Raw genomic sequence first — 21,996 nt, 5'->3', positions numbered from 1 at the left:
ATTTCGCGGGAATCATATTCAATGCTTCAAATCGGCAGGATATAATCGAGTTATAAAGATGCGGTTCTTCATGGCGAAAAAGTGAATTCGCAGCCGAAGGGGATGGCAGCATGAAAATGGTAAAGTCCGCTTACCGGGCTTTGGACGTCCTTGAACTTCTCGCGGATGTTCCCGCGGGCTACACGTTTACGGAGATCCTGCAGAGGCTGGAGCTGCCGAAGAGCACCGGGCATGAGCTGCTGAAGACGCTGGCAAGCCGCAAATATATTCAATTCGATCCAAGGACAAAGTTGTACTCCTTGGGTTCCCGGATGATCACGCTTGGGATGCAGCGTCTGCAAACTTCGGAAGAGATGCAGGCGGCCATCCGATTGGCGGAACAATTGGCCGATGCCGTCCATCAAGCGGTTTCCGTTCAAGTCGGGGTGCCGGCGGGGGACGAGGCAGTGGTTGTATTTGCCGTCGATCGCCGGCCGAATCAAGAAAGGGATGCCCGTCCTTTGATCGGCGCCCGGTTCCCGTTAACCTCCTCGGCATTAGGCAAAGCCTGCTTGAGCGGGAGCTCCGAGCAGGAGATTCGCCATGTATGGCGTTCGTCAACCCCATCTTTTCTTCATTGGAGAGAGCTGCATTGGGAGCTCAAGGAGGTTCGGCAATGGGGCGTCGCGTTCGAGGCCGACGAGGCGCAGGGACGATATCGCTTGGCGGTTCCGGTTCGGAATGCCCTCGGAGAGACGGCAGCAGCGGTCTCCATCGAGCTGAAGATGCAGACGGAGGAAGGTGAGCTTCAATCGGCTTTCCGGACTTTATCGGAATGTACCGGTTCCGGAATCGGCGGAACGCAGGCAGCGAACGATCGCGGGCTTGTCTTCGTCTCGCTGCCGAACTTCCATTCGCAGAAGGCTCTCGCCTATTTACAGACGTTCGAGCGGGAGTTCGAGCTGCCGATGCTGGCGGTAACCTCGCACGATTTGGAGTGGAAGCAGCAGCTGTACCTCGACTGGGCTCTGGATAGATGGGGACCGTCTTGCGTGATTCTGTCGCCCGTGAACGCCGCCAACTCCGATTCGCTGTTTCGCGAGGTCCGGGAGAAGAACGTTCCCGCGATCTGCTTTCAACGGCCTTCCCGGAGCCGCTTCGTCGACTATTTCGTAGGCGGCGACGGGTACGAGCAGGGCGTCATGCAGATGGACTACGTTGCCAAACGGCTGAAAGGACGCGGAAGAGTGCTGCTGCTCGAAGGCGACCCCTATAACGACAATGCCCATAACATGTCGATGGGGCATCAATCTGTGCTTAAACAGCATGAGGATCGCATGCAGGCGGAGTTTATTTCCGTTCCTCTGTGGAGCAAAGAGGAGACGAAGATGATCGTCGAGGAGTTCCTGGATGCCGGAGCCAAGTTTGACGCCATTATCGCTGGCACCGATCTGATGGCGGAAGGCGTCATCGAGGAGCTGGTGAAGCATAAACAGGCCGGAAAGGTTCTCGTGGTCGGCGGAGACGGCGATCTCTCGGCGATCCGATTGATAAAGGCCAGACAGCAGCATGCGACGGTATATCAACGGCCGGATGAAGCGGCGTCGGCGGCTGTTAGAATCGCCCATTTGCTTATAAGAGGAATGCAGGCGGATGTAATGGAGCGAAGGCCGCTGATCCGGGATCTTCCCGGAAAGGAAGTGTGGGTATATCCGATCCCTTATGCGCTTTATGACGCGTCCAACCTGAACGAATTGGAGAAGCGATGGACGGACAGGGAACGATTGTCCGAATAAATGATCATGGAGCGGGAGTGAAGATCTTGGCCAAAGGAACGGTAACTTACGATTTCAGCGGAAAAACCGCCGTTGTAACCGGAGGGGCGATGGGGATCGGAGAAGCGGCGGTACGCAAATTCGCCGAGGCCGGCGCTTCGGTTGTCATCGCCGACGTCGATACCGTAAAGGGGAAGCAGCTTGAGGAGCAGCTGCAGTCGCAGGGCTGCCGCGCCCGCTTTCAGCAGACCGACGTCGGATCGGATCGCGACGTTAAACGACTGATGGACGAAGCTTTCCATTGGAGCGGGCGAATCGACGCCGTTTATAACAACGCGGGCGTTGCCGTGCCGGGCGAGGCCGCGACGATGAGCGAGGAAGATTGGCAGCGGGTCGTCAACACCAACCTGGGCGGCGTTTTTCGAGGCTGCAAGTACAGCCTTCCCTATATGGAGAGGCAGGGAAGCGGCGCCATCGTGAATTGCAGCTCGACGCAGGCCATCCATGGATTTCGCGGTTGGGTGGGGTACGCGGCTTCCAAAGGTGGAATTCTCGCGATGACCCGTCAGATTGCGATGGACTATGCGTCTAAGGGGATCCGCGTGAATGCGGTGTCTCCGGGGACGATCATGACGCCGATGAACGAGAAGATTTTCGAAGAGGTGGAAGATCCGCAGGCTTTGATCGACACGTGGAACCGGGCGCATCCGGTCGGACGGTTCGGTCAGCCGGACGAAGTCGCGGACATGGTCTTATATTTATGCAGCGACGCCGCCGGGTTTATTACCGGGCAAACGTTCGTCGTCGACGGGGGACAAACGGTTCGAGGGGAATAGAAGAAGGGGGCGGGAAACGAATGAGCCAGCATGGAACGACGGAATTGCCGGTTTACGCCTTTTTGGCGCTGGAAAGATCAGAGCGCGTGCTGACGGTGACGATCCGGCGCGAAGAAAAGCTGAACGCGATGAACGATACGATGATGGAAGAACTGACGGAATGCTTCGGGTGGATTCATCGGCAAAAAGACATTCGCGCGGTCGTTCTGACCGGAATCGGCAAAGCCTTCATGGCAGGCGCGGATATCGGAGGGTACCACGATTTCGATATGGGGCAGTTCTTTGCCTTTCAGGATAAGGGACGGGAAATGTACCGTTCCATTGAAACCTGCGGCAAGCCGGTCGTCGCCGCGGTAAACGGTTACGCGCTGGGCGGCGGATTCGAGCTGGTCATGGCCTGCGACATCGTGATCGCCTCCGAGAAAGCGAAATTCGGGCTGCCCGAGGTAAAGCTCGGTCTTGTGCCCGGCGGCGGCGGCGTGCAGAAGCTCGCCCGGGCCGTAGGGCCGTACCTGGCCAAGGAGCTCTTGATGACAGGCCGGATGATCCTTGCGGCAGAAGGCAAGGAGCTTCGCTTCGTCAATCAGGTCACGGAGCACGGCAAGCTGCAGGATACGGCGCTGCAGTTGGCGGCACAGCTTGCGGAGCAGGCCCCGCTGGCGGTTCAGGCTCTCAAGAAGCTCGTGAACGAGGGGCGGGATGCCAGTCTGGAATCCGCTCAGGCGTACGATCGCTCCTTCCTGGCCAATTTGTTTCGCAGCGAAGACGCCAAGGAGGGCATTGCGGCGTTCGTCGAGAAGCGGCAGCCTCATTTTCAAGGGAAATAGGAGAGGAGAAGATCACATGGAAAAAGCGTTAAAGGGAGTAAAGGTACTGGATTTTACCCATCTGCTGCAAGGCCCCTTCGCCACGCAGATGCTGGGCGACTTGGGTGCGGACGTCATTAAAGTGGAGAGGAAAGGAAGCGGAGACAGCTACCGGGCATGGTCGTTCCTCAAGTATTGGGTTGGCGGAACCGAATCTCCCTGTTATCTGGCGTTCAACCGGAACAAGCGTTCGCTCGCGCTTGACCTGAAGCTGTCGGAAGCGAAGGAAATTATTTATAAGCTCGCAGAAGAATGCGATATCGTAGTGGAGAACTTCCGTCCGGGCGTCATGGCAAAGTTGGGCTTCGGTTACGACGATCTGAAGAAAATCAACCCGCGAATCATCTACTGCTCCAGCACCGGCTACGGACAGGACGGACCTTATGCGGAGCGTCCCGGACAGGACCTGATGATCCAGTCGCTGAGCGGCTTGACCACTTTGACCGGGCGAAAGGACGCGCCGCCGACGCCGCTCGGCACCGGCATCGCCGATCAGCTCGGCGCGTATAACATCGTCTATGGGCTGTTGTCGGCACTCTACTATCGGGAGAAGACCGGCAAAGGGCAAAAGCTGGAGATCAACCTGTACCAGTGTCTGCTTACGCATCAGCTGCAGGAATTTGCGGTCACGCTGAATTCGGGCAAGCTGTTCGAACGTCCGGAATCCGGCATCGCCCACCCGGGACAGTCGGCCCCTTTCGGCATTTACCAGACGGCCGACGGCTATATGTGCATTTCGGTCAACCCGATTCCCGTACTGGCCGAGGTTCTGGGCGATGAGGGACTAAACGACTTTAACGAACCGCAAATTCTATACGACAAACGGGATGAAGTATTCTATCGGATTCAGGCAAGCGTAATCAAGCAAACGACCGGCTACTGGATGGAAAAAATGCTGGAGCGCGACATGTGGGTATCCGAAGTGAAAAACCATCTGGAGGCAGAGCAGGACCCGCAGGCCATTCATCTCCAAGCCTTCACGACGTATGAGCATCCGACGGCCGGACCCGTCCGCACCGTGAACATTCCGGTCAAATTCAGCGAAACGCCGGGAGAGATCCTTCGCCATCCGCCGCTGATCGGCGAACACAACCAGGAGATTCTTCGTGAGCTCGGCTATTCGGAGGATAGGATCGGTTCCTTGGGGGACAAAGGCGTTATTTAAGGCAAGGGGTGAAAATAACCGTGGCGATGCTAAAAGGAATGACTTGGGATCACGCTCGCGGCTATGAGCCGGTTCTGGCCGCGTCGGACGAATTTCGCCGGCTTCATCCGGAGACTCGGATCGAATGGGAGAAGCGCTCGCTCAAAGACTTCGGCGATTATCCTGTCGATGTGCTGGCCCGGGAATACGATCTGATCATGATCGATCACCCTCATGTCGGAATCAGTTCCGCGCAGGGCGTGTTGGTGCCGCTCGAACAGCACCTTCCGGCGGACTACTTGGCCGATCAAGCGGCGAATTCCGTAGGACCCAGCCACCTCAGCTACCAATGGAACGGTCACCAGTGGGCGCTGGCCGTGGATGCTGCCGCTCAGGTGGCCTCGTATCGGCCGGATCTGTTGAGCGCGGAATCGTTGCCCCGTACCTGGCAGGGGGTCATCGAACTCGCGCGATCGCTGCCTTCGGGGCGCAAGATCGGATGGCCGCTTTGCCCGACGGACGCGATGTGCAGCTTCCTTACGCTGTGCGCAGGTACGGGAGGAGACTCGTTCTTCAGCGAGACATCCGGCATTCCGCGCCCGGTTGGGGAAGCCGCCCTCGAGCGGATGTTCGTCCTGCTGCCTCGTCTGCACGAATCGTCGCTGGCCTCGAATCCGATCCAGATGTACGATCGGATGGCGGCAGAGGACGACATCGCATACATTCCGTTGGCTTTCGGCTACTCGAACTACTCCCGAAGCGGATATGCGAAGAAGCTGCTTCGCTTCTCGAATATTCCGGGCGAGACCGGGGAGCCGCGAGGGGCGCTGCTGGGCGGAGTCGGCATCGCGGTATCCGCTTCGTCCCGCTCGATCCCGCAAGCGGTCGAGTTCGCCAAGTTTCTGGCGGGCGGCGAATTGCAGCGGACTTTATACGCAAGGAACGAAGGGCAGCCGGGCCATGCGGCCGCGTGGCGGGATCCCGAGGTCAATCGCTATACGCACGGCTTCTTCGCGGATACTTCCCAAACGCTGGCAGCCAGCTATATGCGTCCTCGCCATGCCGCTTTTCCGGCCTTTCAAGAGCAAGCAGGGGTCCTGCTTCACGAAGCGCTCGTTCAGTTTCGGCAAGGGAAAGAAGCGAACAAATCTCGGCTCATCGACGAGATGAATCGGTTGTACGAGGGGATACGCAGGGAAACGCTCGTTTAGGGTGCCGGAGTTCGGGCCATGGACCGGCTGCGATCATTGCTGCTGTTCATATGTCGGTGACAGAACCGCTGAGGGGTAAGCGGTTCTGTCTGCCTCTATTCCATGCTTTTCTTGGCTTCGTTAAGTAAATTGGATTCCAAGCTGCCGGAAATCTCGATAGAAAATGAAAGGCCGGTGTAGAATATTTGATTTTGCCCTCCTATGTAAGCGTTTAGAATATATCGTGTAAATCCATCTGAATGGGAGGCAAAAGGATGAACATCAGGTCTTTCCGCAAAGCATTCCGTTTGACGCTCTCCGCTGTGCTTCTGCTGCCTGCAATCGGGATAAGCGCCGTTGCGCCGATCCGCCAGGCAAGCGCCGCAACGGTCGATCCGACCGTTTATAACGTGAACGTTTCAAGCACGGATCAGCAGACGGTCAAAGGCTGGGGAGTCTTTCCGTCGTGGAACCGCGCGGACTGGAACCGGAATTTCATCCCCGCGACGGGAGCACAGGATGCGCTCTTTAACGATCTGGGCATCAGCATGTTCCGCGTAATGATCCCGGCTGTCGCAGGGGACGAGAACGGAAATGTGTATGACGACAAAATGCAGGAAATCTACGATCTCATTCAAACCGGCGAGACCAGAGGCAAGCACGATTATATCATCTCCGTGTGGTCGCCGCCGATCGGGATGAAGACCATTCCGACGGTCAACGGCTGGACCGGCACGGAGCATGTCCGATTGCGCGCCGACAAGGAAGATGCGTTTACCGATTATCTGGTGAATTCGATCCAGTGGCTGCAAAACAAAGGAGCCTCCGTCCCGAAAGCCATCAGCTTTCAGAACGAACCGCTCTCCACGATCATCAGCGAATGGTGCTATTGGGGCGGCGACAACGGGGTTCAATATCAGCGCGTGGCCAAGCTGCTGCGTTCGAAGCTGGATGCCGCCGGCCTGACGGGCGTTCAGATTTTGGGACCGGAGGGGGCGGCGTATTATGAGAACGAGCAATTGTTCGGACAAGGCTTCTCCGCTTTGACGAACGATCCGGTCTTGAACGACGCGATCGGCGGGATCGCTTCGCACAGCTATTTCGCGAAAGGCTTTGACACGACCGGCGTTTACCAGAACTATGTTAACGTATTGAATCAAGTGCCGGACAAAGACCGTTGGCAAACCGAATACAGCGCCAACGTAACCGGGGGCATTTCCCAGATCGATATGGCGATCAACGCCTCGCAGCGCCTGGCGAGCGATATGGCGTTTATCGGCAACGACTACTGGTTCTGGTGGCTCGGCTGGGCGGCCAACCGGCATCCGACGGATAACGGCGAAGTGCTGCTTGACGGAGACGGAGTCACCGTCACGAAATCAAAAGCCTTTAACGTTCTCAGCAAAATTTTCAACAACGCCCCCGTCGGCTCGAAGGTGCGGCGAATCACGGCCGATGCCGCTTCGGGACTCACGACGGACAATTCCGTGTGGATGGACGGCGTCGCCTTCGTCAACGGCGACACGACATCCGCGCTGCTCGTGAATCCGACGGATCAGGCGAAGACCGTGAAGGTGAACGGCTTGACCGGAGTGAGCGCGAACGTCTATCAGGACACCGCGGATATCCCGGTGGGGCAGGACATGAAGCTCTCGGCCGTCCGCAATATTTTCGGAGGAACGGCAGCCGATATCGTGCTGCCGGCCAAGAGCGTGTCGGTCATCGTCACCTCGGACACGGATACGGCCCCTCCGCTGGTTGCGTTCGACCAAACGAGCAGCTCGAACGTTAATGACGCCGATTATGCGGTGCGGAATTCCCAGTTCACGGTCTCCGGACACCTGGACGAGCCCGGCACGCTGCAGATCAACGATCAGCCGGTCGACGTGGCGGACGATCTCAGCTTCAGCACGACGGTTACGCTGAAGGTCGGCAGCAATACGATAACGGCCGCCGCGACGGATGTCGCGGGCAATCAGGGACAGTCGTCCGTCCTAAACATCCGGTACGATCCGACCTATCTGGGTCTGAGCGTCGATCAGAGCAGCCCCATCTATGTGAGGCAAAGCGCCTTTACCGTCTCGGGTCATACGAACGGGAGCGCGGCGGTCGATATCAAGCAGGAATTTAACGGGGAGGTTGTCGACGATATCACCCAGAATGTCGGCGGGGGAGGATCCGGGGGACATACGGCGGGAGAATTGATTCAATCGCTGGCAAGCAACGGCTGGCCTACGCCGGGAACGTCGGGAGCACCCTTGTCAGGCGCCTTGGGATCCGTCTACATGGGCCTGTTGGGAGCCGGCAGCGGCGGATTCACCGTGGGCGCCCAGGGAGTTTGGGACAATTCAACCACATTTGCGCCCGCGGAAGGCAGCAGCTCGCTGCGATTGAAGCTGGGAGACCCGTCGACAGGCGGTTTCGCCCGTCTCAACTTCGATTTCCTTAACTCGTCGTGGCAAGGCATTACCCAAGATTTATCTTCCTACCGGAGCATGGCCGCTCTCCAGTTCTGGGTCAATGCTTCGGCTACGGACAGCAGCTTCGCCGTTGCCGTTGAATCCAACAACGGCACGAGAGTGGAAGCCCGTCTGCCGCTTGCCAATTACCTTGCGGCATCTGATTACACCAACAAATGGGCGAAGGTGACCGTTCCCCTGTCGGATTTCGATGCAGCCGTTCATTATGCCCCGTCCACCGATCGGTCGGCCTTTAACCAAACGGTCAGCGACCCGATCGATTGGAGCAAGATCAACGGATTCGCGTTTTTGAGCAATGCGACGAAGTTTATCTCACCGCGCGTGGACGATATCAAACTGGTTTACGTGAACGATTCGTCGACAGAGACGGGGCCGCTGACCTTCAGCGGCGACCTGAACCTGCAGATCGGCGACAATACCGTCACCGTCTCGGCTGCAAACGATGCAGGCGTACAAGCGGCCCCGGCCGTCATTCACGCGATTTATGATCCCGACGCGCCGATCCTTACGGTTCCTGATTCCGGAACGGCGACGACGACCAGCTACGTGCTGAAGGGAAGCGTCAATGAACCGGCAACCGTCACCGTTAACGGGGCGGCGGTGAATTTGCAGAGCGACAACTCCTTTACCGCGATCGTGCCGGTTGTGAAGGGGATCAACACGATTGCGGTCGTCGCGACGGATCCGGCGGGCAATTCGTCATCCGCTACCGTCAGCGTAGACTGCAATCCGGCCGAGGACGGAGCCGTCGCACCAGGAGTTGCGGCGGGCAACAAGACGGCGTCGCCTCCGGTTATCGACGGCGATTTGTCGGACACCGGCTGGAAAGTCGATAACCTGGTGCAGAAAACGATTATCGGCACGCCCGACAATCATGTCTCTTTCGGCACGATGTGGGACGACAACTCTCTCTATGTGGCCGTCCGGGTGCTTGACGCCAATCTGGCGAACGATTCGGATCAAGCGTATCAAGACGATTCGGTGGAGATTTATGTCGACGGCAACAACGAGCGGAGCGCGACGTACGGCTCGGACGACCATCAAATTACGCTCGGATGGCACGACTCGCAGCTGTCCGTCGGCGGGGATGTCGACGGGATCCAATATGCGCAGCAGGATATCGACGGCGGTTACTCGGTGGAAATGGCCATCCCCTGGAGCGGTATCGGCGTTCCGGCGCCGAAGGCCGGCTCGGTCATCGGCTTCGATGTGGGCAACAACGACGATGACGGTCTCAACAACGGCAGCCGGGAGAGTCAGCTCTTGTGGGCGGGCGACAATAACAACTGGCAGAGCACGGCCCGCTTCGGCGCTCTTTACTTGAACGACGGCAAGAACGTAACGGCTGCGCTGGAGCATGCCGGCAGCATGACGGTCGACGGGGCGCTGACGGAATCGGATTGGAGACTGAACGGCAATGTAACCAAGACCATTACCGGCTCGCCGAACAACGCCGTCAGCTTCGGCACCTTAAGCGATTCGCAGAATCTTTATGTCGGGGTGCAGGTGCTGGATTCGGTTCTCAAAAACGATTCGGATCAAGCCTATCAGGACGACTCGGTGGAAATTTATCTCGATTCCGATAATAGCCAAAGCACGGCCTATGACGGGAACGATCATCAGATTACGCTCGGGTGGCACGATTCGCAGCTGTCCGTCGGCGGCGACGTGGCCGGTATCCAATATGCGCAGAAGGATATCGACGGCGGCTATACGGTGGAGATGGCCATTCCTTGGAGCTCGCTGAACGTGACCCCGGCCCGGGATATTACGCTGGGATTTGACGTGGGCATCAACGACGACGACGGGAACAACAACGGCAATCGCGAGAGTCAATCGATGTGGAACGGAACCGCCAACAATTGGCAGGATACGTCGGGCTTCGGACATCTGTTAGTGCATAACTTGAGCCTGCCTTTGCCGACCGTGATCGTAACGGAACCGGAAGGACTTGCGGAGCTGACGGACGACGCGCACGATTTTTCCAAGCTTTATGCGAAGTCGGCGCATATCGCCGTGCAAACCACGCATCCGGAAAATTTCGCGAACGATGCCGCTTCGTTCATTCATTCCAACGATAATCCGGATCCGGCCGAGTACGTCGTTTACCGATCGCCGGCAGGCGACATCTATTCGTTTGACATGGCGACGGGATTGTACTCGACGACGCCGCAGTTTACGTTCTTCGGCTCCGCCGACGGCGAGAACTATACGCCGATCACGGTGAATTCGAAGCTGACCGGCGGCGCGAACGGATACTCCGTGTGGAGCAACACGGCAACCAACCTGCCGTCCGGGATCAAGTACCTGAAGGCGGTATTCCCCGGAAAGCTGAATTGGAACGAACGGCTGCTGAACGTATCTTTCAAATATTTCGATGAGCAGACGCCGCCCCTTGCCTCTATTGCGCTGACAGCGGATAAAACGGCATTGCAGTCCGGAAATACGGCGTCGTTGACGGTGGCCGGAGTGTTGAGCGACGGCTCCGAAGCCGACCTGAGCCCCGCCCAAATCGCTTTTGCAAGCGACGACGAGCAGACGGCGACCGTCGATTCCGCCGGTTCGGTCACCGCGGTCCAGGAGGGGACCGCTCGTCTGACGGCAACCGTTACGCTTTCGGGAGTGACGCTATCAGCCGGTGTTGACGTCATCGTCGACAGCACGCCGCCGGCATTCAGTCTCAGCGCAAACGGCAATACCTTGGCGCAGGGGGGATCGTTCGACGATGAATGGCCGCTTACGTTCAAGGCTTGGGATACCCTTACCGGCTTAACCGACGCCAAGCTGGCGATCGACGGAGAGGACTACGCCGTCGACCCGCAGTCGGCAGACGGCGCGACCGTGGATCTGGTCGGTCAAGTCGGCGCCCATACGGCGACGATTACGGCCGAGGATCTGGCCGGCAACCGCTTGGAGATCGCCTTTCCGTTTACGGTGACCACGAGCATCGATTCCATGAAGCACCTGCTTGCGCGGTATGCGGGGGATGCGAAGCAGGTTCTGACGAATGAGTTGGATCAGGCGCATCATCAGATGGATGACGGCAGACCTGAACAGGCTGCGAAGCACATTCAGGATTTCATCAAGCATCTGGACAATGAGGCATTGGCCGGAAGCATTGAGAATGCCGGAAAGACGGTACTGATTAACGACGGCAATGCCTTAACCGCACTCTGGACGAAGTAGCGCGCATGACAGTTGCGAAAAGACCTGGCCGGCGTTCCGACGCCGGCCAGATTTTCGCAATGGAAAGAGAGGATGGAGGAGCAAGGTGAGGAAGATGACCGTAAAAGAGCAGGTTCGGATTTCGCGGGAGCTGGAGATGAACGGTCGGGTTTATGTGCCCGACGCGTATGAGAACGATCCGGATACGGCTTGGCCGCTCGTTGTTTTCCTGCACGGAGCGGGTGAGCGCGGAAGCGATCCCGCTCTCCTCGATCGGCACGGACCTGCGAAGGAAGCGGCGGAAGGAAGGGAGTTTCCCTTCCTCCTGCTCGCGCCCCAGTGTCCCGAAGATTCGGTTTGGATTATGCAGCAGGATCGGGTGATGGAAGCCATCGCCGGCATTCGCAGACAATACCGCGTGGATTCCGAACGAATCTATTTGACGGGAATGAGCATGGGCGGCTTCGGCACCTGGGAGATCGCGATGGAGCACCCCCGAATGTTCGCCGCCATCCTTCCCGTATGCGGCGGAGGGATGTCGTGGAGGGCCGGGAACTTGCGGCATATGCCGATTTTGACTTTTCACGGCGCCAAGGACGACGTCGTGCCGATCGGATATACGGAGGAAATGGTGCGTGCACTTCAGGCTCATGGAAATCCGGTACAGTTTACGATTTACCCCGAAGCGCGCCATGACTGTTGGACGGAAACGTACCGCCGCGAAGATATTTATAATTGGCTGCTTAAGCATAAGAATCGGCGAGGAACGATAGCAGAAGACGAATAACCCAGATCCTGAATATCGACCTGAACGGCGCCGACAACTTATCCTGTATAGAGGAAGCAATCCTATCAATTACACATAAAGGGTGACGAGAAATGAGCAGAAAAAAACGATTTGTCCAAGTGGGAGCCGGCGGCAGGGCCGAGCTGTTCTATGCCGCGATTGCGACGGATTACCGGGAAACGTCCGAATTGACGGCGTTTTGCGATGTAAACCAGACGCGGATGAACTACGCGAATAAATTGCTGACGGAGAAGTACGACTATCCGGCGGCGAATACCTATAAAGCCGAGCAGTTCGAAGAGATGATCGCGGCGGAGAAGCCCGATGCCGTCATCGTGACCAGCATCGATCGCACGCATCATCATTACATCATTCGGGCGATGGAGCTGGGCTGCGATGTCGTGACGGAAAAACCGATGACGGTCGACGAGAAGAAATGCCAGGAAATTCTCGATGCCGTCAAGCGTACCGGGCGCAACATGCGCGTGACCTTCAACTACCGCTATGCGCCGCATCATACGAAGGCGAAGGAGCTGATCGCGAGCGGGGCGATCGGCGAAGTCTATTCCGTCCACTTCGAATGGCTGCTGAATACTCAACACGGAGCCGATTATTTCCGCCGCTGGCATCGGGATAAACGCAACAGCGGAGGTCTGCTCGTTCATAAATCGACCCATCACTTCGACCTGGTCAATTTCTGGATCGACTCCCAGCCGGAGACGGTGTTCGCATTCGGCGATCTTCGCTTTTACGGCAAAGAAAACGCGGAGCGCCGCGGCATTACCCGGTTTTACGACCGGTCGACCGGCAATCCGTTGGCCAAGGACGATCCTTTTGCGCTGCACATGGATCAGAAAGAACAACACAAGGCGCTGTACTTGGACGCGGAGCACGAGGACGGCTATCGCCGCGATCAGAGCGTCTTTGGCGACGGCATCAGCATCGAGGACACGATGGGAGTCATGGTCCGCTACAAGAACAATGCCATTCTGACTTACTCCTTGAACGCCTATCTCCCGTGGGAAGGATATCGAATCGCTTTTAACGGCAGCAAGGGAAGATTGGAGATGGAAGTCGTCGAGCAGTCGTATGTGAACGCGGGCGGGGAGAAGTCCGAAGAAGGCGCCCTGCTCGGGCAGAAGATTACCGTTTATCCGATGTTCGGCGCTCCGTACGAAGTGAAGGCAGAAGAAGGAGTCGGCGGCCACGGCGGCGGCGATACCGTCATGCTGAACGATATTTTCGGTACGCCGGTCGAAGACCCGTTCCATCGGGCGGCGAATCATATCGACGGGGCGCGGTCCATTCTGACGGGCATCGCGGCCAATCGCTCCATCCGCACCGGTCAGCCGGTGCAGGTTCAGGATTTGGTGAGATTCTAGTCTGACTTACCGGGTTTCCGGATCGTTCAAGATATCGAATACGATGTGAGCCATGAGGATCGATCTCATGGCTCGCTTTTATTTTTTTAAGCAGAAAATGATTACTCGGCAAAAGAAGATGAATATAGGCAAGCGGGGCATGGGAAGTAACCATTTGAGGAATATCGACCTGAACGGCAATCTCTATTTAAAGTGTAGAGGAGACAAGATGCGTAAAGGATGGATAACCGATGACTTATCAATTGAACGACTTTGCATTCGACCTGCGGGCGAGCCTGGCGCCGGCGAACCACATATGGGTCGGAAGCGGTTATAGTACGGTCGCTCCGCTTGCCAATACGGCAGCGGGAGTGAAAGGCTTGTTCTCCCCGCCGTTCGCGGCGCGGGACGTACAGCTGCTGCTGAACATCGAAGCGGACGGGCATGTCGTAAGCGACACCGGGAATTTGGGCAAAGGGGATTGCGGGCTGCTGTACGCCGGGGCCGAATGGAGGCCGGACCGCATCGCGCGGAGCGGGACGTATCATTATTTTCACGAAGGACGGCTCATTTCCTTGTTCGTTCGGAGCCGTCTCGTGCCGCTGGCGGACCGGGCGGGATTTGTTCTGGCGGTTCGCATCGCCAACCGTACGGAGCGAAGCATCGAGGTCCATGTCAAGCCGGATCTGACGCCGGGACGCCTCCGCCTGCAGCCGCTGGATGACTGGGACTACGGGCATCCGGCGCCGGGCGAACCGGCGAGCCCGATCCGCGACGGCGTATGGGAAAACGGCGAGGTTCGCATGACGCTGATCAACGACTCCCCCTTGCCGTCCCGTCTGGCTCCGGGAGAGGAAGCGGTGTGCCGCTTGGCCGTCGTGCTGACGCCCAGGGGCGAGGAATGCAGCATGGACGCAAGCTTGGAGGCGTGGGAGAAGCGGACGGAAGCAGGTTGGCAGGACCGAATCGACCGCCTGTGCGCCTCCGTCCCGCGGCTCGAAAGCGACATCCCCGGGCTTGAGGACTATTACCGGCGTTCGCTCGTCAGCGGACTCATCTGCTTGTGGGAGCATCCCGATTTTGCCATGCAGCCGTTCCCGGTCGTGTCGGGCATCGAGGGGGCGGGAATCTGCTGCTACCCATGGGACACGGGCGGCTATGCAGGCCGGCTGTTGGCCTTGATGATCGGAAGCGAACGGATGATGGAGCTGGCGCGTCTCATGGCCGGCAGCGGCATCGAGCAGCATTCGCGCTTTTCGCCTAGCGGCGTCGGCAAGGACGTTCCCTATTCCTACAGCCTGTGGTCGTTCTTCAATCTCGTCTGGAGCAATGTCGAACAGCATGGCGAAGGCCAGGAGCTGTACGGCGTCATGCGGAATTTGCTGCTCAGCGACGAGAAAAGGCTGCCTGCCTGGGGCGAGCTGCTCGATTACGGCAAACAGCATAATTTGCTCGAAATGCGCAGCGCCGCCCACGAGCATGTCGTCTCCAGTCCGAACGCCGAGCGGGCCTGGTGCTACGATCGGCTGGCCGATCTGGCCGAGCGGCTGGGCGTGGAGGAAGCTGCCATGTGGCGGGATCAAGCGGAACGAATCCGGCGCGCGATTCGCGATCATCTGTGGGACGACGAGGCGGGTTGGTTCGTTTGCCGTTATCCGGACGGTCATTTGGAGCGGGTGTACACGATCCAAGCTTACGATACGCTCCGAATGGGCGTTTGCACCGAACCGATGAAAATCGCCTTGCTGTCGCACGTGCGCGACGGCGCATTCCTCGCTCCTTACGGCGTCAGCAGCATTTCGGCCGAAGATCCGATTCATTATGAACTGAACGATCCGGATTGGTCGGGCGGAGGCTGCTATACGGGCGAAGCGACGATGCTGGCGCTGACCTTGTGGGAGATCGGCGAGTCCGGACCCGCGTGGGACGTCCTGAAGCGGCTGCTCTGGATGGGCCGGCACTTGCCGTATTTTCCCCAGGAGCACTACTGCGATCGCCCGGCCGTCCCCGCCCACAAACGGGCGAACGTTATCGCCGGACTGTCCGGCGCGGAAGCGATTCTGTTCGGAATGGCCGGCTTGAAGCCCGGAGCGGACGGCACGCTGACGATCCATCCGCAGCCGCCGCAAGAAGGGAAGGTGTCCGTCACGGGATACCCTTATCGAGGCCGAATCATCGATATTCATATGCAGCCCGGATCTTGCAGAATCGTCTGCGACGGCCGCGTCATTCACGAAGGCGCGCCCGCACTCTGCACGCTATAATCGCGAAGAAAGCCGCGAATCCATGGCCGATAAGCTGCAAGGTCGCGGCTTTCGCCGATGTGCCCTGTCAGAAGATGATTAGCGGGAGGCAGAAAATGAATACGTCGCCCCCCATAACCAGGCTTCTTCCGGGCTGCGTCCGCAAAAGAGCAATGAAATGACTATCGACGGAAACGAAAGCCGGCTCCTACAATGGGGGATGTCGAAACGGAAAGGTGAGATGGAGAGATGAACGAAACTGTGGCCCGGAAAGGAGATGGGCGAGCGGCAACCTTGCCGAAACCGAAAGAACGAGGATATATGATGCGGCTTGTTTCGGATATGAAGAGAGAGAAGCTGCTCTACCTCATGCTGCTCCCCGGCCTCTTGTTTTTTGTATTGTTTAAGTATCTGCCGATGCTGGGCGTTGTAATCGCTTTCCAGGATTACCAGCCGTTCGCCGGCATTTTGCATAGTCCTTGGGTCGGGCTGAAGCACTTTCATCGCTTTTTCATGGACCCGGACTTTTGGATGCTGTTCAAAAATACGCTGCTGCTGGCGGTGTATAACCTGCTCTTTTTCTTCCCGCTGCCGATCATCCTGGCACTCATGCTGAACGAGGTGCGGAAGCATTTTTTCAAGCGGTTCGTGCAGACGATCATTTACATTCCGCACTTCATTTCATGGGTCGTCGTGGCAGGCTTGACCTATACGATGCTGACGACGGAAGGCGGCATCGTGAACGAAGCGCTGGCGTCGCTCGGAGCGGATAAAGTCAATTTCCTGCTCAGCACGGATTGGTTTCGCACGTTGATCACGTCGCAAGCCATTTGGAAGGAGACGGGCTGGGGGACGATCATCTTCCTCGCCGCGCTGGCGGGCGTCGATCAGCAGCTGTACGAGGCCGCCCGCATGGACGGCGCAAGCCGCTGGCAGCAGCTATGGAGCGTGACCTTTCCCGCCATCCGGACGACGATCGTCCTCTTGCTCATCTTGCGGCTCGGCAGCTTCCTGGACACGGGCTTCGAGCAAATCTTCCTGATGCTGAATTCCGGCAATCGCGATGTGGGCGAAGTGTTCGATACGTACGTCTATACGACCGGCTTGCAGAACGCGCAGTTCAGCTACAGCACCGCGGTAGGGGTGTTCAAATCCGTCGTCAGTCTGATTCTCGTCATCTCCGCGAACGGGCTGGCCAAAAGGTTCGGCGAGGAAGGGGTATACTAGCATGAGAGAGCGCACGTTAGGAAGCAAAGTGTTCGATACGGCCAACCACATCGTGCTGCTGATCGTCGGGATTGTGACGGTTCTGCCGTTTCTATACGTCATATCGGGTTCGCTGGTCAGCTCGGAGGAGCTGCTCACCAAAAAAATCGTGCTTTTTCCGACGCATATTTCGTGGGATGCGTACCGGTACATTTTCGCCACCAAAGTTATCTACAGCAGTTTGCTGAACTCTATCTTCATCACGGTCGTCGGCACGCTGATCAATTTGCTGCTGACGACGCTGATGGCCTACCCGCTGGCCAAAAGGACGCTGCGCGGAAGAAACAAACTCATGCTGCTGATCGTGTTCACGATGCTGTTCAACGGAGGCATGATTCCGACCTACCTGGTCGTCAAGAGCATGGGGCTGCTGGATACGTATTGGTCGCTGTGGCTTCCTTCCGCGATTAGCGCGTTCAATCTGATTTTGCTCCGCAACTTTTTCCAGCAGCTGCCGGAGAGTCTGGAGGAATCGGCGAAGATCGACGGCTGCAACGAATTGGGGATTTTGTACAAAATCGTCGTACCTCTGTCGCTGCCGGCGATGGCCACGTTCGCGCTGTTCTACGCCGTCTATTATTGGAACTCGTATTTCACCGCGGTGTTGTACATCAACAAGTCGAACCTGTGGCCGATTCAAGTGTGGCTGCAGCAAATCGTGCTGCTGTCGGCGGGAGGTTTTACGGACGCGAACGCCTTGTCGGAGGTCGTCGTGCCGCCGGAGAGCATCAAATACGCGGTCATCGTGGTGGCGGCGATTCCGGTTCTGCTGCTGTATCCGTTTCTTCAGAAGCATTTTGCCAAAGGAGTTTTGCTTGGTTCGGTAAAAGGATAGATCTGCCCGTTAGCAGGCAGGCTGTCATTTTATATAAAATAGAAATCATGGAGGGTTTTCGATGGAGACGAGAAAGAAAAGAAATGTTCGGAGAAAAGGAATGGCGGCCGGCGTCGCTACGGTCTTGGCCGTTTCGCTGCTAACCGCTTGCGGAGCGAACTCGAACGATGGAGGGGAGGCCAGCGGCAGCAGCAGCAGCAGTAGCGGCGGGAAAGCGGCGCAGCCGGTCAAATTCAGCGCCATGGTGCCTTTCTTTGCCGCGCAGCCGCCGGCGACGGACGACTCCAATCCTGCGTTCAAGGCTTTGGAAGACAAAACGGGCGTCAAGTTGGACGTTACTTTCGTTCCCGGCTCGGCTTATGACGATAAGGTGAACGTCACGCTGGCTTCCGGCAATTTGCCGCAAGCCATCGTCGTGACCAACAACAAGAACTCCTCCGTCATTAATGCGATCCGTTCCGGCGCCTTCTGGGAAGTCGGCCCGTACATCAAAGATTTCCCGAACCTGCAAAAGTACTGGAACGATCAAATCGCCACCAACATCTCCGTGGACGGCAAGATCTACGGCATATACCGCGAACGTCCGGTGGCTCGCAAAGGCTTCTTGTTCCGTCAGGACTGGCTGGACAACCTCGGCCTGCAGCAGCCGAAGACAGTCGACGATATTTATAATATCGCGAAGGCCTTTACGACGGATGATCCGGACAAGAACGGCAAGAACGACACGTTCGGCCTGGCGTTGTCGTCCGACGGCTTGGCAAGCGATACGATGATAGACCTCGTGACGGCGCTTGGCAGCTTCAACAAATGGGGGATTCAGGATGGGAAAGCGACACCCGATTTCATGACCCCCGAGTATATGGAAGCACTGAAATTGCTGAAGAAAATGTACGATGAAAAGCTGATCAACCAGGACTTCGGCGCGATCAAAGGAACGAAGGTGCGAGACTTCATCAACCAAGGCAAGGCGGGGATGGTCACCGGGAGCATCGATGACGCGAATTCGCAGTTTACGTCCTTGTACAAGCTGATTCCGGACGCCAAGATCGGCTTCGTGGCCGGCCTCGAAGGACCGAAGGGCGTCAAGCTGCCGGCGAACTCCGGCTACTACGGCGAGTTCATGTTCCCCAAATCGAGCGTGAAGTCGGAAGCGGATCTGAAAAATATCCTGTCCTATTTCGATAAAGTCCTGGATCCGGAAGTAGAGAAGCTGTTCGATTTTGGCGTCGAAGGCGTGCATTCCAAAGTGGAAAACGGAAATCCGGTGATCACGAATCAGGAGCTGTTCGCGAACCAGGTCGCCGATTTGGGCCAACTGCGGATTGCGCCCTCGGACTTGACCTGGCCGACGGAAAACGATGTAATGAAGAAGGTAAAGCAAATGTATAAAGAGCAAGCTCCGAACGCGGTGCCGAACGTAACCGAGCCCTTCCTTTCGCCGACGCAAGCGGAGCGCGGCACCGATCTGGATACGATCATCAACGACGCAAGCATCAAATTCATCATGGGCTCCATCGACGAGGCCGGCTTCGCCAAAGCGACGGAAGAATGGCGCAAGCAAGGCGGCGATAAAATGATCGACGAATTCACGCAGGAATATAATAAAGCGCAGAACAAATAACCGATAGCGAGAAGACATTCCTTTACAGCTCAGCGCCTTCCTGCCGGAATTGCTCCGGACGGGAGGCGCTTCAAACGTTGATGGCGGAGGCTTAATCCATGAAATTGCGCGCACCGACCTTTTTGTCCAAGCTTATCTGGTTCAGCTTGCTGCTCGGAACGTTCCCGGTCATCGTGCTGGGCGCTTATTCCTACTACACGGCATCCGGCACGCTGCAGACGAAGGTGTACGAAAGCAATCAGCAGAGGCTTCTGCAAACGGAGTCGCAAATCGAGCAGCTGCTGCGGCTGGTCGACTATTCGGCCATCCAATATATGAATCAGCCGCTCGTCATTGCCTCCTTGCGCGGAAGCTTGACAAGCGACGCCAGCGGCGTAGACACGGTGCAGGATCTGCTCAATTCCATGAGCAAGCTGCAAAGCAGCCAACTCGTCGCGATGAGTACGGAGCTGGTCAGTCTGACAGGCAAATGGTCGGTCAGCGATGTCGGATTGTCCGCGCTCTCCGCAAGCGACGTGAAGGGGTACGACAAGTGGGTGAACGACCCCAGAACGTCGTTCTGGTCCGCAGCTCCTTCCGCCATGCAGCTTGTCAAAAAAATCCCGTCGTATTCCGCCCACCCGACCGGTTTGCTTGTCATGTCCATTCCGCTCTATGAGATCAATAAGCTGATCGGCAGCGAGACGAAGCTCGGCAGCGTTCTGGTCATGGACGAAGCGCAGTACGTGTTCGCGGGCAACGAGGGAGCCGCTCTGGGCAAACGGTTCGACGAATTGCCGTTTGGCGGCAAGCAGACGATTGCCGCAGAGGATCACGGCTTTTATAAGGCTAATGCGGGCAAGGAACGGGTGGGGGTCAGCTATCGCGTATCTCCTTATAACGGGTGGGCGTATTTGTCCGTCGTATCGATCGACGAGCTGAACAGAGAGTCGCAAAATATCGGCTGGTTCACCTTGTTTCTATGCCTGGGCATCTTGGCCGTCGCCTTGATCATTTCTTACCTGGGTTCCAAAAAAATGTACAGACCGATCCGAAGCTTGTACGATGTAATGCGGAACGCACCGGAAGCGGCCGATGCGGCCGAGACCGGCAACGAATTCGAATTTATGAACGAACGTTTTCGCGGTCTGCTGCAGAGCGAGAATCGGCTTCTTCAGGAGATGCAGGGGCATTCCCGTCAGATGAAGGAGTATTTCGTGTTCAAGCTGTTTCAGAGCGATATGGCCAAGTCGGAAATTCAAGACAGGCTTGCGATGTTCGGGCACCCGCTCGGGTGGAGCCACATGTGCGTCATGGCGATTCAAATCGATACATTCGCCGGCACGCGCTTCGAGGAGCAGGACCGGGATTTGCTCATGTTCGCCTTGAACAACATCGTCTCCGAGCTCGTGGCCGAGGAGTGCCGGCTGCTTCCCGTCGTGATGGGCGATTCGCAAGTGACTTTGCTCGGCCGCTCGGAATCCGACGCGCAGCTCTTCAAATCCTATCTGGATACGCTGGCGCAAGACATTATGGGCATGGTCAACCGCTACCTGGAGCTGAAAATCAGTATCGGCTTCAGCCGGGTCTTTGACGATATCAAGATCATCCGGGAAGCGTACCGGGAAGCGCTGACCGCGCTGAAATACCGGATGAAGCTCGGCGAAGAGTCGATTTTGCATATTGATGAAGTACAGCCGGAGCAAAGCGTTCCGCATCATTATCCCGACGCTCTCGAGCAGCAGCTGCTCGACGCGCTCAAGCTGGCGGACCGGGAGCAGGCCGAACGGCTGCTGCCGCAGCTGATTGCCGCCATTGCCGCCGACGAGCGGACGCACGAGGCCTATTTCATGTCCTTTGTCCGTCTTCTTCTGCAAATGCTGCAAGCCGCCAAAGACGCCGGGGTCAATCCGAACCGGTTGTATGCGGCGGAGCAGGATCTGTTCATCCAGCTGTTCGACTTGAAAACGGTCGGGCAAGTGGAACTGTTTTTCCAGCAAACGGTGATGTCGCCGTTGCTGGAGCATTTGGAGCAGCGAAGAGTCAAGCAATATCAGAGCATCTCCAGCGAGATCATTCGCATGATCGAGACCGGCTTCGATACCGACCTGACGCTGGAGGTTTGCGCGCGGCGCATGAACTACAGTCCCAACTATTTGACCAAAGTGTTCCGTAAGGAAACGGGCGTCAATTTCAGCGATTACTTGTCGGAATACCGCATGAAGATGGCCAAGAAATGGCTGGTCGAGACGAATATGAAAATATCCGAAATCGCGGAGAAGCTGAAATACAATACGCCGGCGAACTTTATCCGCTACTTCCGCAAGCTGGAAGGGTGTACCCCGGGACAGTATCGGGAAAACTATTTCAACAAATAAATTCAAGCGAACTCTTCTTTTTAGGAAGAGTTTTTTTTGTGTTCAAGGCGGTTTGGGTTTTATGGATAAGATTTGGAGATAATGCTTAACG

At 57.1% G+C, this 21,996-nt stretch carries 13 protein-coding genes; all 13 read left to right on the top strand.

The features are described from left to right. Positions 1-110: 110 nt before the first annotated feature. The 13 genes from H7C18_RS26425 (at position 111) to H7C18_RS26365 (ending at position 21,905) form a co-directional block, all read left to right on the top strand. A complete protein-coding gene (locus H7C18_RS26425; RefSeq protein ID WP_185132124.1) occupies positions 111-1,775 on the top strand; it encodes a substrate-binding domain-containing protein in 1,665 nt (554 codons plus the stop codon). A gap of 26 nt (positions 1,776-1,801) precedes the next feature. Further along, on the top strand, positions 1,802-2,590 hold the full coding sequence (locus tag H7C18_RS26420) for an SDR family NAD(P)-dependent oxidoreductase (protein ID WP_202887476.1): 789 nt from the start codon (positions 1,802-1,804) through the stop codon (positions 2,588-2,590). Between the two features lie 20 nt (positions 2,591-2,610). Then, on the top strand, positions 2,611-3,417 hold the full coding sequence (locus H7C18_RS26415) for an enoyl-CoA hydratase/isomerase family protein (protein WP_185132122.1): 807 nt from the start codon (positions 2,611-2,613) through the stop codon (positions 3,415-3,417). Positions 3,418-3,433: 16 nt separating this feature from the next. After that, complete coding sequence (locus H7C18_RS26410) at positions 3,434-4,621, top strand: CaiB/BaiF CoA transferase family protein (RefSeq protein ID WP_185132121.1); 1,188 nt, start codon at positions 3,434-3,436, stop codon at positions 4,619-4,621. Between the two features lie 26 nt (positions 4,622-4,647). Further along, entirely contained in the window at positions 4,648-5,811 is a 1,164-nt protein-coding gene (locus H7C18_RS26405; protein WP_238357973.1) for an extracellular solute-binding protein, read from the top strand. 254 nt (positions 5,812-6,065) lie between these two features. Then, the gene (locus H7C18_RS26400; RefSeq protein ID WP_185132120.1) at positions 6,066-11,456 is read left to right on the top strand and encodes a sugar-binding protein; all 5,391 of its coding nucleotides are present in this window, start codon (positions 6,066-6,068) and stop codon (positions 11,454-11,456) included. 94 nt (positions 11,457-11,550) lie between these two features. Beyond that, entirely contained in the window at positions 11,551-12,222 is a 672-nt protein-coding gene (locus tag H7C18_RS26395; protein WP_185132119.1) for a carboxylesterase family protein, read from the top strand. A 92-nt stretch (positions 12,223-12,314) separates the two neighbouring features. After that, a complete protein-coding gene (locus tag H7C18_RS26390; protein WP_185132118.1) occupies positions 12,315-13,604 on the top strand; it encodes a Gfo/Idh/MocA family oxidoreductase in 1,290 nt (429 codons plus the stop codon). Between the two features lie 230 nt (positions 13,605-13,834). Then, positions 13,835-15,847: an MGH1-like glycoside hydrolase domain-containing protein gene (locus H7C18_RS26385; protein ID WP_185132117.1), complete on the top strand. Its 2,013-nt coding sequence runs from the start codon at positions 13,835-13,837 to the stop codon at positions 15,845-15,847. A gap of 303 nt (positions 15,848-16,150) precedes the next feature. Then, the gene (locus H7C18_RS26380; RefSeq protein WP_273388059.1) at positions 16,151-17,053 is read left to right on the top strand and encodes an ABC transporter permease; all 903 of its coding nucleotides are present in this window, start codon (positions 16,151-16,153) and stop codon (positions 17,051-17,053) included. Position 17,054: 1 nt separating this feature from the next. After that, positions 17,055-17,927 carry a carbohydrate ABC transporter permease gene (locus H7C18_RS26375; RefSeq protein WP_185132115.1) on the top strand — a complete coding sequence of 291 codons (873 nt, stop codon included), beginning with the start codon at positions 17,055-17,057 and terminating at the stop codon, positions 17,925-17,927. A gap of 61 nt (positions 17,928-17,988) precedes the next feature. Continuing rightward, a complete protein-coding gene (locus tag H7C18_RS26370; protein WP_185132114.1) occupies positions 17,989-19,548 on the top strand; it encodes an extracellular solute-binding protein in 1,560 nt (519 codons plus the stop codon). A gap of 98 nt (positions 19,549-19,646) precedes the next feature. Continuing rightward, the gene (locus tag H7C18_RS26365; protein ID WP_185132113.1) at positions 19,647-21,905 is read left to right on the top strand and encodes a helix-turn-helix domain-containing protein; all 2,259 of its coding nucleotides are present in this window, start codon (positions 19,647-19,649) and stop codon (positions 21,903-21,905) included. Positions 21,906-21,996 lie beyond the last annotated feature (91 nt).

The sequence above is a fragment of the Cohnella zeiphila genome (genome assembly GCF_014212055.1).
GTDB lineage: Bacteria > Bacillota > Bacilli > Paenibacillales > Paenibacillaceae > Cohnella > Cohnella zeiphila.
The sequence above is the reverse complement of the archived record's forward strand: the minus strand, read 5'-3'. Positions and strand labels throughout refer to the sequence as shown.

Excerpts from the sequence above, each read along its gene's own strand:
- H7C18_RS26400 (WP_185132120.1), top strand. The coding sequence starts at position 6,066 with ATGAACATCAGGTCTTTCCGCAAAGCATTCCGTTTGACGCTCTCCGCT.
- H7C18_RS26390 (WP_185132118.1), top strand. The coding sequence starts at position 12,315 with ATGAGCAGAAAAAAACGATTTGTCCAAGTGGGAGCCGGCGGCAGGGCC.
- H7C18_RS26365 (WP_185132113.1), top strand. The coding sequence starts at position 19,647 with ATGAAATTGCGCGCACCGACCTTTTTGTCCAAGCTTATCTGGTTCAGC.
- H7C18_RS26375 (WP_185132115.1), top strand. The coding sequence starts at position 17,055 with ATGAGAGAGCGCACGTTAGGAAGCAAAGTGTTCGATACGGCCAACCAC.
- H7C18_RS26425 (WP_185132124.1), top strand. The coding sequence starts at position 111 with ATGAAAATGGTAAAGTCCGCTTACCGGGCTTTGGACGTCCTTGAACTT.
- H7C18_RS26415 (WP_185132122.1), top strand. The coding sequence starts at position 2,611 with ATGAGCCAGCATGGAACGACGGAATTGCCGGTTTACGCCTTTTTGGCG.
- H7C18_RS26385 (WP_185132117.1), top strand. The coding sequence starts at position 13,835 with ATGACTTATCAATTGAACGACTTTGCATTCGACCTGCGGGCGAGCCTG.
- H7C18_RS26370 (WP_185132114.1), top strand. The coding sequence starts at position 17,989 with ATGGAGACGAGAAAGAAAAGAAATGTTCGGAGAAAAGGAATGGCGGCC.
- H7C18_RS26405 (WP_238357973.1), top strand. The coding sequence starts at position 4,648 with ATGCTAAAAGGAATGACTTGGGATCACGCTCGCGGCTATGAGCCGGTT.
- H7C18_RS26395 (WP_185132119.1), top strand. The coding sequence starts at position 11,551 with ATGACCGTAAAAGAGCAGGTTCGGATTTCGCGGGAGCTGGAGATGAAC.
- H7C18_RS26410 (WP_185132121.1), top strand. The coding sequence starts at position 3,434 with ATGGAAAAAGCGTTAAAGGGAGTAAAGGTACTGGATTTTACCCATCTG.
- H7C18_RS26380 (WP_273388059.1), top strand. The coding sequence starts at position 16,151 with ATGCGGCTTGTTTCGGATATGAAGAGAGAGAAGCTGCTCTACCTCATG.